Annotated in this window: 16 protein-coding genes; 10 read left to right on the top strand and 6 right to left on the bottom strand. The window is 40.9% G+C overall.

Translation table 11 applies throughout. The features are described from left to right. The first annotated feature begins 9 nt into the window (after positions 1 to 9). From EVU92_RS03610 to EVU92_RS03620, 3 genes are all read left to right on the top strand, one after another. On the top strand, positions 10 to 720 hold the full coding sequence (locus EVU92_RS03610) for an HAD-IA family hydrolase (RefSeq protein ID WP_130050050.1): 711 nt from the start codon (positions 10 to 12) through the stop codon (positions 718 to 720). Between the two features lie 68 nt (positions 721 to 788). Continuing rightward, the gene (locus EVU92_RS03615) at positions 789 to 1,901 is read left to right on the top strand and encodes a retropepsin-like aspartic protease (RefSeq protein ID WP_130050051.1); all 1,113 of its coding nucleotides are present in this window, start codon (positions 789 to 791) and stop codon (positions 1,899 to 1,901) included. A 9-nt stretch (positions 1,902 to 1,910) separates the two neighbouring features. Next, complete coding sequence (locus EVU92_RS03620; RefSeq protein WP_130050052.1) at positions 1,911 to 2,270, top strand: HopJ type III effector protein; 360 nt, start codon at positions 1,911 to 1,913, stop codon at positions 2,268 to 2,270. A 14-nt stretch (positions 2,271 to 2,284) separates the two neighbouring features. Here the strand turns inward: EVU92_RS03620 and EVU92_RS03625 are convergent, their stop codons facing one another. Then, on the bottom strand, positions 2,285 to 2,692 hold the full coding sequence (locus tag EVU92_RS03625) for a GNAT family N-acetyltransferase (RefSeq protein ID WP_130050053.1): 408 nt from the start codon (positions 2,690 to 2,692) through the stop codon (positions 2,285 to 2,287). A gap of 47 nt (positions 2,693 to 2,739) precedes the next feature. Beyond that, on the bottom strand, positions 2,740 to 3,045 hold the full coding sequence (locus tag EVU92_RS03630; RefSeq protein ID WP_063700650.1) for a DUF6482 family protein: 306 nt from the start codon (positions 3,043 to 3,045) through the stop codon (positions 2,740 to 2,742). A gap of 81 nt (positions 3,046 to 3,126) precedes the next feature. Here EVU92_RS03630 and EVU92_RS03635 point away from each other — a divergent pair, with 81 nt between their 5' ends. The 3 genes from EVU92_RS03635 to EVU92_RS03645 all read left to right on the top strand — a co-directional run bounded on the left by EVU92_RS03635 (position 3,127) and on the right by EVU92_RS03645 (position 5,472). Further along, positions 3,127 to 3,813 (top strand): pseudouridine synthase, encoded by a 687-nt coding sequence (locus tag EVU92_RS03635; RefSeq protein WP_130052216.1) that lies wholly within the window; start codon positions 3,127 to 3,129, stop codon positions 3,811 to 3,813. 69 nt (positions 3,814 to 3,882) lie between these two features. Then, positions 3,883 to 4,257, top strand: a complete 375-nt coding sequence (locus EVU92_RS03640; protein WP_054554650.1) for a BlaI/MecI/CopY family transcriptional regulator — start codon at positions 3,883 to 3,885, stop codon at positions 4,255 to 4,257. Between the two features lie 9 nt (positions 4,258 to 4,266). Continuing rightward, positions 4,267 to 5,472 carry a M56 family metallopeptidase gene (locus EVU92_RS03645; protein WP_130050054.1) on the top strand — a complete coding sequence of 402 codons (1,206 nt, stop codon included), beginning with the start codon at positions 4,267 to 4,269 and terminating at the stop codon, positions 5,470 to 5,472. Positions 5,473 to 5,551: 79 nt separating this feature from the next. Here EVU92_RS03645 and EVU92_RS03650 read toward each other — a convergent pair whose 3' ends face one another. Beyond that, complete coding sequence (locus EVU92_RS03650) at positions 5,552 to 5,935, bottom strand: MAPEG family protein (RefSeq protein WP_130050055.1); 384 nt, start codon at positions 5,933 to 5,935, stop codon at positions 5,552 to 5,554. Between the two features lie 235 nt (positions 5,936 to 6,170). Between EVU92_RS03650 and EVU92_RS03655 the strand changes: the two genes are divergently transcribed. Beyond that, a complete protein-coding gene (locus EVU92_RS03655; RefSeq protein WP_130050056.1) occupies positions 6,171 to 7,049 on the top strand; it encodes a DMT family transporter in 879 nt (292 codons plus the stop codon). A 46-nt stretch (positions 7,050 to 7,095) separates the two neighbouring features. On the opposite strand, the gene EVU92_RS03660 is transcribed toward EVU92_RS03655, so the two are convergent. Both EVU92_RS03660 and EVU92_RS03665 read right to left on the bottom strand, forming a co-directional pair. Further along, positions 7,096 to 7,413 carry a multidrug efflux SMR transporter gene (locus tag EVU92_RS03660; RefSeq protein WP_130050057.1) on the bottom strand — a complete coding sequence of 106 codons (318 nt, stop codon included), beginning with the start codon at positions 7,411 to 7,413 and terminating at the stop codon, positions 7,096 to 7,098. Next, positions 7,413 to 8,945, bottom strand: a complete 1,533-nt coding sequence (locus tag EVU92_RS03665) for a carbon-nitrogen hydrolase family protein (RefSeq protein WP_130050058.1) — start codon at positions 8,943 to 8,945, stop codon at positions 7,413 to 7,415. Before EVU92_RS03665 ends, EVU92_RS03660 begins: the two co-directional genes overlap by 1 nt. Positions 8,946 to 9,208: 263 nt before the next feature. Here EVU92_RS03665 and EVU92_RS03670 point away from each other — a divergent pair, with 263 nt between their 5' ends. Next, positions 9,209 to 10,309 carry a GGDEF domain-containing protein gene (locus EVU92_RS03670; protein WP_175580476.1) on the top strand — a complete coding sequence of 367 codons (1,101 nt, stop codon included), beginning with the start codon at positions 9,209 to 9,211 and terminating at the stop codon, positions 10,307 to 10,309. Here EVU92_RS03670 and EVU92_RS03675 read toward each other — a convergent pair. Beyond that, positions 10,302 to 12,584, bottom strand: a complete 2,283-nt coding sequence (locus EVU92_RS03675; protein WP_130050059.1) for a penicillin acylase family protein — start codon at positions 12,582 to 12,584, stop codon at positions 10,302 to 10,304. The genes EVU92_RS03670 and EVU92_RS03675 overlap by 8 nt on opposite strands. Positions 12,585 to 12,762: 178 nt before the next feature. On the opposite strand from EVU92_RS03675, the gene EVU92_RS03680 reads away from it, so the two are divergent. Further along, positions 12,763 to 16,128, top strand: coding sequence for an ATP-binding protein (locus EVU92_RS03680; RefSeq protein WP_130050060.1), 3,366 nt, complete (start codon positions 12,763 to 12,765; stop codon positions 16,126 to 16,128). Between the two features lie 17 nt (positions 16,129 to 16,145). Further along, positions 16,146 to 16,772, top strand: a complete 627-nt coding sequence (locus EVU92_RS03685; protein ID WP_130050061.1) for a DUF480 domain-containing protein — start codon at positions 16,146 to 16,148, stop codon at positions 16,770 to 16,772. The last annotated feature ends 61 nt before the right edge of the window (positions 16,773 to 16,833 follow it).

Raw genomic sequence — 16,833 nt, forward strand, 5'->3', positions numbered from 1 at the left:
CTTGTAATTATGATCCGATTTAACCGTGCCTTATCGCCAGTTTCTGTTTTAAGTTTTGATTTAGACGACACACTTTATAACAACCATCCGATCATTAAATCAGCCTTGCAAGCACAAGCTGATTACCTTGAGGCCTTAGAACAATGGCCAGCGGATAGCATGAGCTATTGGTTAGAATGCCGCGATAATGCTTTAAGACAAGATGCGACTCTAATCGATGACGTTACGCGCTGGCGACAAACAGCCTTACACTATGCCATGACCAACCTTGGTTTTTCTGCTGAGCAAGCTAAGTTTCATGCCGAAAATGCATATCAGGCATTCGCTGATGCCCGTAGTAAAATAACCGTATCTGATGAGGTACTTGAATTACTTACTAATCTCAGTAAACACTACCGCCTCATCGCCATCACCAATGGCAATGTCGAGGTAGAAAAGTTTAACCTTCATGGCATTTTTGAGTTAGTACTACAAGCCGGTCCACACGGAAAAGCGAAGCCGCACAGCGCTTTATTTGATAACGCTGCAAAACAGTTAGAGGTTACTCATAATGAAATTTTACATATCGGCGATAGCCTAGATACTGACGTACAAGGTGCAAATAATGCAGGTTGCCAAAGTGTTTGGCTAAACAACCAAGCAACTCAATATCGTTATCTTGGGTTAGCTGATATTGAGATACGCACTATCATGGCACTCAATCATTTAGTTAAAAAGTAACTTCTTTCAAAACTTGCTTTATGCTGAGTAAATAGGCAACGAAGATTTAAAACGGGTGGGCGAAACGGATGAATGCTTTACTTAAATTAATATTACTGTGTTCTCTTAGCTTAAATGGTTACTTCATATGGCAGTTATTTCCCCCTGAAAAACCAGTAATACTAGAGGCAGACGCACCAACGCCTAAAGTAAAGAAAAGCGCTGTTTTACCAGCCCACTTTCAGCAAGCGGTTGTGTTGTTTAGTAACCACTTATTCGACAAAGCTGTTGCTGAATACACGCAACTACTCACCAATGATCCACACTATGCAAAACAACTTAAACAAGCTTGGCAACAGCAACTTGAGTCATGGCTTTCCCATAAAAATTTCACCTTAAGTGAGCTATTTTTAACGGCTTTTTTAAATAGCCACCCATACGATGTCAGCATGCTTGAATTTGATGCTAAGCGTTTAATAGCACAAGGTGATACCCAACAGGGAATTATCAATTTACTGGCTCTTAGCAACCAGTTAGACAGCAATAAAAAGCAACAACTTAGCAAACAAATAGACGAGCTAAGCACATCCTTTATTGGTGAGCTTATAGCGGCACAACAGTGGCAGGTATTACATAGTAGCAGTCAACACTGGCTTGATTACGCCCCAGGTAACGCACATTACCTATATGCCAATGCATTAGCAAACTACCATTTAGAAGATTATGTGGCTAGTCAAATCACCCTAGATCAACTTCCTGAAAATCATGAATTTAAACAGCAAGCTGAGCAATTACGCCAATTGATACAACAAGCCTTAGCAGGTGTTGACGTTATAAAATTAACCGCTCGAGGTTCACACTATCTAATAACCGGCATCATCAATGATGATGTCGAAACCGAGCTAATGATCGACACTGGCGCTAGTTTTACGGTCATAAACCAAACATTATTAAACTCGCTTAATACCCTTCCTAATTACCTTGGCACATTGCAAGTAAACACAGCTAACGGCGTTATTGAAGCTCAGCGTTATCAGCTCGAGTCGTTTCAAATCGGACAACAGCGCATCAGTAATTTTGAAGTGTTGGTAATAGAAAATCATGCTGGTTATGGCTTACTAGGTATGAACTTTTTAGAGAATTTTAAGTTTAATATCAATCAGCAAGTGAATGAGTTAGAGTTAACAAAGAACAATTTTTAAGGACAAGCAATGACTCTTAATGAATTTCTTTCGAAATTAGCAAGCTCACCGCAACAGATTGAGTTTACCGATACAATGGCAGTAATAGACAACAATTATGACTTTATCCCAAGCGGTTTTAACAATCATGGGCTGCTTAGCGAAGCAAATGAAAATAATGGCTCGTGCAAAATTTTTGCCTTTGCAAAACTTAATCAACTAAGTAAGCAAAATACCCTAGATTGTTTTGGCGCATTTTATCGTGAAGAAGTATTAAAGAACCCTGAAGGGCAAGACCACATGAACATTCGTACCTTTATGCTTGCTCCTGAAGCAACCCCTTTCTTAGGAATTACATTTACCGAGCAAGAAGTACTTAAAGCGAAGTAATCTAAGCACAATAATCAAAGGTTTTTTTCCATAAAATAACGGCAACCGTCGAGCGGGTAATTTCTCATTTCATACTTTACTTGGTAGCCGTTTTTTTCGTAGAAAGGTTTGGCTTGAAAATCGAGAGTATCGAGTTGCGCGGTGTTTGCACCAAGCGCTTTAGCCTTACTCTCTAATTCGGCTAACAATCGTGTCGCAAGCCCTTTACCACGCGTCTTATCATCACACCAAAGCCAACTTATTATCAGCCAGTTGCCAAACACTTGGCCGTGAATACCGGCTACAACACTGCTGTTTTTAGCTATGAACTTAAAACCAAGAGGAATACGTTCGGCATTAAAATGCCCAGCATTGTAAGCAACAATATGTTCTCTTAGCTGGTTGTTTAGTTCAGCTGAGTCATCACTTTTTAATTGATACATAGCATACCTTTAAAATGTTATGACTCAGTATACGCTTATATCCTTAATCAGTATAAGTGGTTCTTACCATAAGGAACTTCGAGCATATTACTAGCCAGCTTTTCTGGCTGACCACACATTTCATCATAAGCACTTGTGTGGCGTAATACCATGTCACCATAACTTAAATGATCGAGACGCTTTTGAATGTGCAACGGGCTAATATCGCGGATAAACTCACCTTGCTCATCAGTAACATAATATTCAACGTTATTGATCACCACAGACACCTGATACAGCGCCATTTCCAACGAATGAAGGATAACCTTTTGCAGTGGTTGGTGCGCTGCAAGTTCAGATAACTTAATTGCCATGTCGAACCCCTTTTGTATGGTAGTACTTCTTATACGCGGGTTTGATATACTGTGATCAAATTAATTGTACAAAAATCACTCATGACTGAAAAAGTACGACTTGCCAAATTTATTGCCCATGCAGGTGTTTGCTCTCGAAAACAAGCATCGCGCTTGATAGATCAAGGTGAGGTAACAGTAAATGGCCGTGCTGCAAATCATATAGATCACGTTGATGAACATGATGATGTGATTGTACGTGGCGAAAAAATTTCAGAAAAAGCGCCACTAACCTACTTTGCGTATCACAAACCCGTTGGTATTGATTGCAAATTAAATGCTGACGACCCAACCAGTCTTATTCATAGTCTGCCTAAAACCACTCGCGTTTACCCAATTGGCCGGCTCGACAAAGACTCCCGAGGTTTGTTGATTTTGACCAATGACGGTGAGTTTTGTAATCAACTGATCCACCCTGATTATCATCAACCCAAACGCTATTTAGTTACGGTAGATAAGCCTCTTGATAGCGTCTTCTGTGACAAAATGGCAGATGGCGTACCCGTAGATAAGCAAATAACCCTTCCTTGTGAGGTGACTCAAGTGACCGAAACGCAGTTTTACATCGTCTTAAAACAAGGCTTAAACCGGCAAATACGAAAAATGACACGTTATTGTGGCTACAAAGTCATAGACCTTTACCGCACAGATATCGCAAAGCTTTCACTCACCACGCTGAATTTGCCCGAAGGGCACATAGTCAGTATCAAAAAAAGTGACATTCTCTAACAAAAAAAGTTTGCATTAATTGATTACAAGTGTAATCTTAAAATAAAGATTACATCTGTAGGTATAAAAATGATTGAACTTTCTAAGGCAGAATTCGAAGTATTAGATGCGGTATGGCTTGGCTACCCTGCCACTGCAAGTGAAGTAATTGCGCGTTTAAGTGACGATAAAGAATGGCACGAAAAAACCATTAAAACACTGTTGAGCCGTTTAGTTAAAAAAGGCGCACTAAGCTTCGAAAAACAAGGTCGCCAATATAACTACACCCCTTGCATCGCCCGTGAAGAATACACATTAAAAGAAAGCCAAAGCTTTATTGAACGCTTCTTTAATGGCCGTATTGCGCCATTAGTGAGTGGTTTTGCTAAATCAGAGCAACTCTCGCAACATGATATTGATGAGCTAAAAAAGGTCATTGATGATTGGGAAAAACAGCAAAAGTAAGGCTTTGTTATGTTAGATGCATTTTTTAATTGGCTGTTAGATCAACAGCTTTTGATCTCATCTGCAATTATGTTTTTATTGCTGCTAGAGCGAAAGCTACTAAGTCAGCTGTCGGCACGCTTGGTTTATACACTTTGGGCGCTGTTACCTATTGGTTTATTTTTAGCGAACCTACCAGATCACTTAAAGCCGATACAAAACAACTTTATCAGTAAGCTGACTATCACGCCAAACACAGCAATAATGCCGCAATTTACACCAACTTGGTTCGCTGTTTATGCCCTTGTAACTGCTGCGCTGCTACTCACTGCCGTTTACTTTCATTACCGCTTTTTAGCCAAACTGCAATTAGAGCAGATTACAGTCGACCATCACATTATCCAAAGTCTGTGCTTATATCAAAGTAAACAAATAAGTTCACCTATGGTTGTGGGCGTTATTAACACCAAGTTAGTGCTGCCAACAAATTACCATAGTCACTACGACAACCTTGCTTTAGCACTTATTTTAGAACATGAATCAGTGCACATTAAACGCAAAGACAACCTAATAAACGCCATCGCTTTAAGTGCCACTATTTTGCTGTGGTTTAACCCTCTTGCGTGGCTTGGTTATGCGAGCTTGCGCCGTATACAAGAGCTTTCATGTGATGAGCAAGTGCTCAAAAATAAATCGACAGAACAACGAATTTTATACAGTAAGGCATTAGTGCACTGTGCAAGCTTTAGTAGAGCAGGCTTAATGGCTTATTCACAATACGGAGATAAAAACACCATGTTACAACGTCTAAATCAAATAAAGCAGATCGATAACAGCTCATTTATTGCAAAAACAGCGTTAGTTATTTTTACAGCGGGCATGCTTAGCAGCTTTGCCATTGCAAAACAGCCTATGTCAGTTGAAAAGACAAAAGACTATCAAGCGGTTATGCGCGTAGAGCCGATATACCCAATTCAAGCTGCAGAGCAAGGCATTAGCGGTTCAGTCGTTTTGAAATACGATATTTTACCCAGTGGCGCCACCAGCAATGTTAGTGTGGTAAGTGCGGAGCCTGAAGATGTTTTCAATCGAGAAGCGAAAAGAGCCTTAAAACAATGGCAATATGCGCCATCTGAATCTGGCTTTAAAAACGCCTTAGTACAACTCGACTTTGCCTTAGACGAAAACTATCAAGCAAATGATTTAATTGAGAAAATTAAAGTTAGTTCGAAATAAGCAGTAACAACTTAAGACCCTAAAGCAAGCGCCTTATTTAAGCCGCTTGCTTTGTGGTTTTTAACTCATAGCCTTGTGACTAAAGGCAAAGTGCAATCATAGCCACAGCACAAACATAACCCACTAGCCAGACTAGTGAGCGCAAAATATCCTGGTTTAAGTAGTAAAAAATACAATACAACACACGGGCAATAACATGCATAATCGCAAGGGTTTCAGTCACCTGATAGATATTATTGCTACCGATTACGACCGCCAGCGCTACTGCAAAAATAATCAACGATTCAAAGCTATTTTGGTGTGCAGCCAATGCACGAGCACCAAAGCCGGTTAGTTTTGCTTGTTGTTCACGTGGGTGCTTGTTGTCATAGCCTGACAACTTATTTTGTGCAAAAGCCACAGGTGCTTTAGCTAAATAGGGAATGAGTACTGCGATGAGTGCGCAGATAATCAGTGTTGTCATGATATTTCCTTATCTTGTTTAAATTACTCTCTACCCTATCGTAAACAAAAAAAAGCCGCTACTTATAACAGCAGCGGCCAGCAATAGCATCATTGTCACTATAGCCTAATGCTTACCTAAAAGCCCTGCGGCATATTGTCACAGCTGAGTTTTTCTCAAGTTGGTCGATAAGCTAATGCTCTCATTCTTTGGTTTTGTTACTCTAATTGCCTCTCCTAATTAATTTATTTTCAATATGACTTGGATTTTCTTAACCATTTTAGCAGCATTTATGCAGTCATGGCGCAATGCGCTGCAAAGTAAACTCAGTGCGACGGTCAGTGTTGCTGGGGTAACACTTGCTCGCTTCATTGTTGCCAGTCCTATAGCGGCCCTTTATTTATTAGCACTATATCAATACCAAGATGCAGCTTTTCCTGACTTTAACTTAGCTTTTATTAGCTACATTGTTGGTGCCAGTATTGTTCAAATCGTTGCCACTGGTTTGATGGTAAAGCTTTTTAAAATGAATAACTTTGCTGTGGGTGCCGGGCTTGCCAAAAGTGAAGCGCTAATGGCAGCGATTTTAGGTGTTATGTTTTTTGGCTCTGCACTTTCATTACTTGGCTGGATTGGGGTATTTATTGGTGCTATCGCCGTACTGCTATTGAGTGGCATCGCGAATGTTAAACACTTTAATTTAGGCACTGCCCTACTTGGGCTGGCTTGTGGCACTTCATTTGCTCTTTCATCTTCATGGATCCGTGAGGCAAGCTTAAATTCAGGACTGACTTTCCCGCACTCAGCTGCGTGGGTATTGCTGCTGATAATTAGCTTACAAACGTTGATGCTGTGCGTGTATATTGCATTCAAAGAGCGCGATACGTTTAAAAAGATGTGGCATCACAAAGGCACTACCACGGCAGTCAGTGTTTGTAGCTGCTTAGGCTCGATAGGTTGGTTTAGTGCTATGAGTTTGCAGCACGTTGCTTATGTAAAAACACTAGGACAAGTTGAAGTTTTCTTTACCATTATGGTATCGATACTTTGGCTAAAGCAGCCATTAAAACGCCAAGATACAGCAGGGCTTCTGTTAATTGCACTGGCAGCCATTCTTGTTATGCTACCTAGTTAGTTACATTTTTGTCATTAAAAAAGCGGCTATGCCGCTTTTAATTTCGTTAATGACTAATTTTAAGAGTTATCACACCACTTATTATTAAAAGTACTCCGGCAATGCGGCCAAATGTCGCAGCATCACCATAAAATAAAATACCCACCAAGAAGGTGCCTGCTGCCCCTATACCAGTCCATACAGCATAGGATGTTCCCATTGGGATATCTTTTTGCGCCAACCACAACATAAAGCCACTTGCGACCATAAAGGCAACGGCTATCGCAATACCTAACCAGCGACTGTCAGCTTCTTGAGACATTTTAAGACCAACTGGCCAGCCAATCTCTAGCAGTCCAGCAACAATTAAATACAACCACGCCATTATTGGTCTCGTTTTTTCAAGATCACGTCATATAAGTCTTCACGGCGGTCTTTTAAGTTTCTAACTGTACCTTCACTGTGAAGGATTTTCAGCTTATCCATATCTAGATCACTGAATAACAGCATTTCAGTATTAGGTGTTGCTTCATTCAAGGTTGCATCATGCGGAAACGAAAAATCAGAAGGGGTAAGAACAGCCGATTGAGAATACTGTACATCTAAACTCTCTACCTCAGGTAAATTACCAACAGAACCCGCAATCACAACATAACATTCATTTTCAATTGCACGCGCTTGTGCACAATGACGAACACGTAGGTAACTGTTTTTAGTATCAGTCCAAAATGGCACAAATAAGATATCTAACCCTTGCTTTGCAAGGATACGTGAAAGCTCAGGAAACTCGACATCGTAACAAATTTGAATACCGACACGACCTGCATCTGTTTCAAATACAGCAATTTTGTCACCCCCTTGGATCACCCAGTCATTTTGTTCGTGAGGCGTAATATGAATTTTACGCTGCTCATCAATCTTACCGCTTCGGTGACATAAATAGCTGACATTATAAATCTTATCGCCTTCAGCTAGCGGCATAGACCCGGTGATAATATTGGCATTATATTCAACTGCCATACGCGACATTGCATCACGAAAAGTTTCTGTGTACTCCGCTAAATAACGAATTGCCTCAGTTTGATTACTTTGCTCAGTGAGGCCCATTAATGGCGCATTGAAGAATTCCGGAAACAGAATAAAGTCACTTTTATAATCAGATACCGTATCAACAAAATACTCCACCTGTTTGAGAAGCTCTTCAACAGACTCAACACAACGCATTTGCCATTGTACGGCACCGACTCGGACAATTGACTTGGTTGACTCAAGTACCGTATCAGTCGGCTCAAACATAATGTTATTCCACTCTAGTAAAGTGGCATAACCGACAGATTCTTGATCTTCAGGAAGGTACTTTTTGAGTAAACGTTTTACTTGGAAGTCATTAGAAAGCTGAAAACTTAAAATCGGATCATAAAGCTCTTTGTGGTCAACTTTTTCGATGTACTCCATTGGCGACATTTCTGCACTGTGATTGTAATAACGCGGAATTCGCCCACCCGCTAAAATAGCGCGTAAGTTATACTGACGGCACAGCTCTTTACGTGCATCGTATAAACGGCGCCCAAGTCGCATCCCTCGGTGAGTTGATGATATAACCACATCTAAACCATAAAGCGCATCGCCTTCAGGGTCACTAAATACTCGGTCATGGCCATCAACAATATCTTCATAGGTATGCGGGTTCGAAAAACGAGCGTAATCTACCTGAACACTTAACGCGATGCCCACTAAAACACCATCGTCAACAATGCCTATTTGTCCTTCTGGAAACTGATCTATCAGCCTAAAAATGGTGTGGCTTGGCCATGCACCGCCAAGCCCTGGATATGCTTGGTCCATAAGAGTTTTTATTTGTGGGTACTGTTCTTTAGTTAGATTACAGATCTCTAAATGCGTTTTTTCGGCCGGCATAGATACTCCTTTTTTAGGCACGAGATAACAAGCAAAGCAAACATTCAGTCAGCATGTTTCTAGATTAGCTTTAACTAGAGTGGCATCAAATCCCCACTCTGCCAAGACCCAAAGCTTAACAAACGTGATGTGAACAAACGCTTATCTTCACTGATAAACATTCGCTGCAAGCGTTTACACAGCAAAAGCGATCAATTATAAACCTGCATTGCTCAACTTTTCATCTATAATTACGCTACACTCCATGTGTATTTGAGGTGGGATTGATCAAACGTCTACTAAAACAATCAAAGCAATCTGGCTTAGAAGAGATTGAGCACGTTAAGTTTCTAATTATTTGTAAAATTGCCTATTTCGCGCTCATTGTTCATGTCTTGCTAATCCCCGCGTTTGCCCATATAGGTGCAAACATGCTTGCTTTAGTTAATATTTTGAGTGTTCTCGCTTGGGCCAGCGGCATCTTTTTAATTAAGCAAGGACTGACTTCCCTGGCACTTCGAGTATTTTGCCTTGAAGTAATTATTCATGCTGTGATTGTCTGTGCCACCCTTGGTTTAGGTGCGGGGTTTCAGTTTTACTTGTGGACAGTCTCTTGTATTTTAATGATCGACTACCAATTAACTTTTAAACGAGCGGCAATCTATAGCTTAGTAATGATTGCCACATTCGCCCTTCTCTATGTGTTTTTTGCGGACGTTCAGTACAGCTTTGCTTACCCAGAATTACTTCCACACGTTAATGTGATAAATATTATTATTGCTGGCTTACCCATGGTATACGGCATGGGTTTAATTAGAGAAATCACCATATCACAACGAATTGAGTTAACAGAAATGGCAGCCCGCGATCCTCTCACCAAACTTTATAATCGTCGTTTTGCAAAAAAATTAATTACCTCAGCACATAAGAAAAGTATTGAGCAAGATAGCAATATTTGTATTGTTATGGCAGATATCGATAAGTTTAAAAATATCAATGACAACTACGGCCATGATAAGGGTGATACGATACTCATTAATGTTGCCAAACTAATTAGCCAATTCATCAATGATGAAGATATTGCTGTACGCTGGGGCGGCGAAGAATTTTTATTATTATTAACCAATACAGATGCAAAACAAGCCTACGCAAAAATTGAAACTTTGCGTATAAAAATCGCCGAGCTAGAAGCGCATCCTGATTTCCCTGATATCAATGTAACTATGAGCTTTGGACTCATTGAGTGGCAACCACTCGCTTCGATAGAAAAAATGTTGCAACATGCCGATGAGGCTCTTTATAGAAGCAAGCATGCAGGACGCAACCAAACGACCGTTGCCAAGGGAGAATGTCCTGCTTTTAAGGATGCTGATGCGGTTAATTAACCGCATCAATGGTGATACTGTGAGCAATCTCTTGAGGCAATAATGGCGTTAAACCATTGCTGACATAGTCGTTGAATCCAGCTCTATAAAATTCCGACAATGGATGTCCCGATTGACCACCAGGTATAGCCATAATGGCATTATCTAAGTGTCCTGGTTGTACAATAAAACGCTGCGAAGCACCAAAGCTTCGCCCTTGTACCGCAGGCATAAAGGTATCACCAAAACCAGGGGCTACAGGCATATTTAACAAGCTTTTAAGTACGGGTATTTGTTTGGCAAACGGGTGCTCAATCACTAATTCGTTGACCTTACCCCATTGCCAACTGTGTGGATTGTTGCCGTACTGCTCTGTGAGTTTAGTAATCACGCGATCAAAGGCGCCTAACATTTGTTGCTGCCAATTTTCGTACTTAGGATTTAACCATGTTTGAGGCTGAGCTTTGATAAGTTGCCAAACGGCAGGCTCTAAGTCTCGTTTTACTGGCTTTAAGCTACTATCGAGAGCTTTTAGCTTATTCTCAATTGGACTAAATAAACCATTGATCACTTCACTGCGATAACGTTTTACCAAGGTATAGCCAACTGAGTCACTACAAGCGCACGCCTGCCAATTGTTTAATTCATTTAAATATAAGGCATATTTATCGCCTGCAGCGCTAAGCTGTTTGACTAGTAATTGATGCCAAGCAGTTAAGAAGCGTGCTTCGTTATCATGTTGTAAGTCATAAAAATCTTGTTCGTTGAACTGCTGTTTTTCAAATAAGCGATCGCGAATTTGTGCAGAGCGAGCCCCCATTGCATAGCCACCATTACCAAAACGCTGATTATCTTGCGCAGAAACAACCCGTGAGTTTCCTGTCCATAACCGACCACTTTCTGGGTTTTTTACAAATGGACGCTGCGTTTCGTTTTCATGCCAAGCAGCAGGATACGCTTGCTCAGAAACAGCTAATTGATGCGGTATTTTACGAGCGGGAACTGCTCCCATATTTTTCCAAGCAGCATTACCTTTATCATCAACAACTATCAGGTTTTGTACTGGAATACCAACGTCCGCAGCAAGCGTTAATGCATCATCAACATTGTTTGCTTGCTCAAGCTTAAGCAACTCCATATCAACCGCATACTCATGGTGAGCAACCCAACTTAAGGCATAAGGTTTGCCGTTAATTTCTTTAACAGGGCCATACTCACTCATGGTTAAAGCATAATTTTCAACGTTGCCATCATTAAGTAAGATGGGTTCATCTATCAGCCAAGTTTTCTCTTTACTCTCAAGAGCAATCCAATCGGCAGTATCTAGATAACCATTAGTAAATCCCCAAGCTATTTTATTATTGGTACCAACAACAATGGCTGGAGCCCCGGGTAATGACACACCAGTTATTTGTTGCATTTCACCATTTAATGGGTAATTAAGCTGCGCACGATACCAAATAATTGGCACTGCAAATGATAAGTGCATATCGTCAGATAGCATTGCAGCACCCGTTTCAGTTAGCTGCCCAGTGACTGCCCAGTTATTACTACCAAGCTCTTTACGGTTTGCAATCTCGGTCGAAGCCCATAAAGCGTCTTTAAGCGCAGGAATACCGCCGTTATAAGGTGCAAGCTGACTGTTATCGAGCGCGGCTTGATATTGGCTTGGCTGAGTAATAAAGTCGACCATCGCTTTGCCATATAGGTCTTCGATTTCGATCAGCGTTTGGTCACGCTCAAACGTAGCAGTTTGTAAATCTAAGTACATGCTAAAAATGATTAGTAAGCTGTCTTCACTTTGCCAAGGTTTTGCTTCAGCGCCAGTGAGCAAATATTCAAAGCTATCATAGCCAACTTGAGCATGGCCTTCATTGACTCCATTTGCATATGCTTGCAATAGCACTTTATCTTTAGCAGGTAATTGCGCGACTGCAATCTGGCTACGTTTTCGTAATTGATGAAAACGCATTTTTTTATCAAGCCCAACAGCAGCTTTACCAAATAACTCACTAAGTTCACCTGCCGCATTGCGGCGCAGTAAGTCCATTTGAAAGAATCGGTCCTGACCATGAGCAAAGCCTAAGGCATAGGCCGCATCTAAACGGTTCTCGGCATGAATAACAGCCTGCCCTAAGGAGTCCCGTTCAATCTTTACTGATTGCGAAATAGCATCACTTTTACCCCGGCCATCAAGTACCGGTAAACTTAAATTTAATACGCCATAAACAAGCCCGGTTGCCAGTAACACCAATACAAACAGGCCTATGAGTAACCATTTGATTATCTTAAACATGCCAATTTTCCTTGCGCTGAAGTAACACTGTATTAACCTGGTATATTAACCTGAGTTTTATGAAAAAATAGTGTTGCGATACAAATAATTAAATTTAACGTCCTAGGTTAGCTGTTCATTGTTAATTACCACAGAAATTGTCTATAGTAGGTAGATAGTATAAAACCTGATATTTCTCATGCCGCTAGCGACCGAAGCAGATAATAAAAAACTACAAAAATTGAAGCTAGCCTTCTGGTTATCACTTGCCTGTATCGTGGTAATTGGTCTTTTAATCGAGCAAATTAATTACAATCGTGAAAAAGATGCTTTTCGCTCTCAAGAACTAGCGAAAATAAGCGCTTATCGCGCAGAACTCGAAGCAAAGATGGTTTCTAACATTCAACTTGTGCGCGGCCTTGCTGTTGCCGTTGCTGCCGAGCCAAATTTAGACCAAGCTCGCTTTACGCAAATAGCTAGCCCCTTATTTTCAACCTCCTCAGAGCTCAGAAACATCGGCGCAGCCCCAGATATGATTATCCAGATGACTTACCCTCTTGCGGGGAATGAGAAATCTATTGGACTAAACTTTTTAGAAGCCCCTCGGCAACGCGATGATGCAATTAGAGCACGAGATGAAAACCGTATTGTTATGGCTGGCCCATTAGAGCTGGTGCAAGGTGGCCAAGCGCTGATAGCAAGAATGCCCGTATTCACACCACCCGAGCTCACTTTTTGGGGATTACTCTCGGTGGTACTCGATATAGATAAGATCTACAGTAACTCAGGTTTAATTGCACTGAGTCAACATTATGAAGTTGCGCTGCAAGGGCGCAACGGCCGCGGTTCAAAAGGTGACTTTTTTTACGGTTCTAAAGACGTGCTCAACACCAACCCTCTGAGTTTTAGAATTAACTTTCCAGGTGGTGAGTGGCAAATGTATGTCACACCTAAATCTGGATGGCAGCCTCCAAGCTCTGCAATTTGGCCACTGAGACTAGCCATTATTTCATTCTGTATTTTGTTTGCTGGCGCTTCAGTATTCTTCTTACGTATGGTTGAACGACAGCACAAGAGCGAGCGAATGCTAGAAACCATGAGTAGCCTCGCCAAAGTCGGTGCTTGGTCATTCAACCTTGAGAAAAAAACCGTATATTGGTCTGACATGACCAAGCAAATATTTAAGCTTCCCCTAAATGTCCAGCCTGAATGGCCTACGAACTATACTCTTTTCAAAGCCGGTGAAAGTCGTGAAAAAATTCGCCGCCTTAACGAGCGCGCAATTAAGTATGGTGAAAGTTTTGAAACACAAGTAGAGATTATCACTGCTGAAGGTGATGAAGTTTGGGTACTGTTACACGGAGAAGCTGAGCATAAAAATGGCCGCTGTATAAAATTATTTGGCTCACTGCAAAATATTGATACCCGTAAGCGAGTAGAGCTCGAAAATAACAAGATCGCCTTACATAACGAGATCCTTGCATCATTAACCGTCAATGATGCTGTACTGACAGGTAACCTTAACCTTTCTAAACATGTCATTGTGCAAGCTATTTGCCATGCATTCGATATTGATCGCGCGAGTATTTGGTTATTCAGTGACGATCGTCAATCGCTCAACACCTTTGCGATTCACGACCAGAGTCAGCCTGAATTTAGTGAAGCAATATCACTACAACAAATTGAATTTCAAAATTATTTTGATGCCATTAATAATCACGCCGTGATAAATGCCAGTGATGCACAGCAACACCCACTGACTAGCGATTTACGTAGCAATTACCTAGATTGGTTTAATATACGCTCAATGCTCACCGTGATAATTCCAACAGGAAGCAAAACGATGGGGGTAGTGTGCGCTGAAAAATGCCATAACCGCAGACATTGGAGTAAAAATGAAGAGAGCTTTTTAATCGCTGTTGCTGCGTTAATTGGAAGTTTACACGCAAGTCAGCGCCGTATAGAGACTGAGCATCAGCTAGTCCAAGCAAAAGAGGCAGCTGAACAAGCAGTAAAAGCCAAAAGTGAATTTTTAGCGAGCATGAGTCATGAGATCCGCACACCCATGAATGGCGTGATTGGGATGCTCAATATCATTAAGCAAACCAAATTAGACAACCAGCAAAGCCATCATATCGATTTGGCGCAATCATCGGCTGAGTCTTTACTGCATATCATTAATGATATTCTAGACTTTTCTAAAATTGAGGCTGGTAAACTCGATATTGAAAATGTGAGCTTCAACGTATTAAAACTACTTGGCGATACGATTGAATCGTTTGCTATCAAAGCAGAGCAAAACAATACCAAGTTACTGTTAGATACTACACAACTTAATCATGGGTTTATTATTAGTGACCCGAATCGTATTAGACAAATCATCAATAATTTAGTGAGTAATGCCGTTAAATTCACCAAAGATGGTGAGATTATCGTCATCGCCAAACTCGAAACAAGCGACGAAGAGTTGTTTTTGAACTGCTCTGTTATTGATTCTGGCGTTGGGATTAAACCTGAAAAACAAGCCACCTTATTTGACTCATTCACACAAGCAGATGCATCAACCACACGTCAATACGGCGGGACAGGACTTGGGCTTGCGATTGTAAAACAGCTCTGCCAGTTAATGGAGGGGGATGTCAGTGTAATTAGCTCATATGGGGAAGGCAGCACCTTTAATTTTTCTGTAAAAGTTAAACGTGATCACACAAAACAAGCACCTGAACCTAGCCACATCTTAGATAAAAAGCATATTTTAATTGCTGATAACTGTAAGCTAAGTATCAATATCACCAAAAAACAGTTGCGGTTGTGGGGTGCTGAAGTAGAAGCATATAGCGATATGTCAAGCTTACTCAATTTTGCTTCAATGCCTGACAATAAAGGTTGTGATGCCATTTTAGTTGATTATCAGTTTTATAGCAGCGCAACAAAAGAGCACCAACAAGCGTTCTTAAAGTACTTTAATGCCACTAGCTGCAAACGAATTCTGATGGCACCAATGAACCTTACGGAAAAACAAACAAGACAAACAATAAAAGTTGAGAGTATTATCTTCAAACCATTAACACAGTCTGATTTATTTAATTCACTAGTAAATGACAAGTACATTGAACAGCAGCAAGTCAGTAAAGAAACGTTAATAACCAAGGCTGTAACCAATAACAGTAATACAGAGTCACAGGTTTTGCTCGTTGAAGATAATAAAGTGAATCAGATGGTCGCCGGCTCATTATTAAAACAAGCAGGCCTTAGTTTTGATATTGCCGAAAATGGTCTTGAAGCAATTGCAAAACTTTCAAGTCGTGAGCAAAGGCCTTATCTTTTAGTGTTAATGGATTGCCAAATGCCAGAAATGGATGGTTACCAAGCAACACGGGCCATTCGTGCTGGTAAAGCAGGTGCAGCTCATCAAGGGGTTAATATCGTCGCACTGACAGCAAATGCAATGCAAGGTGACAAAGAACGTTGTTTAAACGCTGGTATGAACGACTACGTCACCAAGCCCCTTAAATTTGACTCGCTCAATAAAAAGTTAACAGTGTGGCTAAGCACTGAAGAATAAAGAAAGAGAGTAAAACCATGCAATTATCATCAATTCAACAACGCGTTATTGGCTGTTTACTCGAAAAGCAAAGTACAACACCCGAACATTACCCATTATCTTTAAACTCACTTACTAATGCATGTAATCAAAAATCTAACCGTGAGCCAGTAATGTCTCTAACTGAAGCGCAAGTCCAAGATACCCTTGATGAACTTATTGCATCACGCTTGGTAACGGTTGATGAAGGACTGTCAGGGCGTGTAAATAAATATGCTCATCGCTTTTGTAATACCGAATTTGGCAGTTTGCAATTTAGTGAGCAGCAACGCGCCATTATTTGTTTGTTACTATTACGAGGCCCGCAAACACCGGGAGAACTAAGAACTCGCAGCAACCGACTGGCTGAGTTTAGTAATGTCAATGAAGTCGAAGCAGCATTAAATGCACTCATCGAGCAAGAATATGTTGCACGCTTAGCACGAGAGCCAGGCAAACGAGAAAGCCGTTACATGCACTTATTTGTAGACCCAGACAGCATTACTGAAGACATGGCAGCTAATGAGCCTTTTCAGGACAACAGTAGTGAAGTGCAACAATTACGAAGCGAAATCGAAGATCTTAAGCAACAAATTAACGCAATAAAAGCGCATTTAGGTCTTTAATAAAAATCACGCCCGTAACATAATGTATAAAACGCTGACAACCACAACGAAAAATAGGAGC

This window comes from Pseudoalteromonas sp. MEBiC 03485 (assembly GCF_004195145.1).
In the GTDB taxonomy this organism is placed as follows: Bacteria; Pseudomonadota; Gammaproteobacteria; order Enterobacterales; family Alteromonadaceae; genus Pseudoalteromonas; species Pseudoalteromonas apostichopi.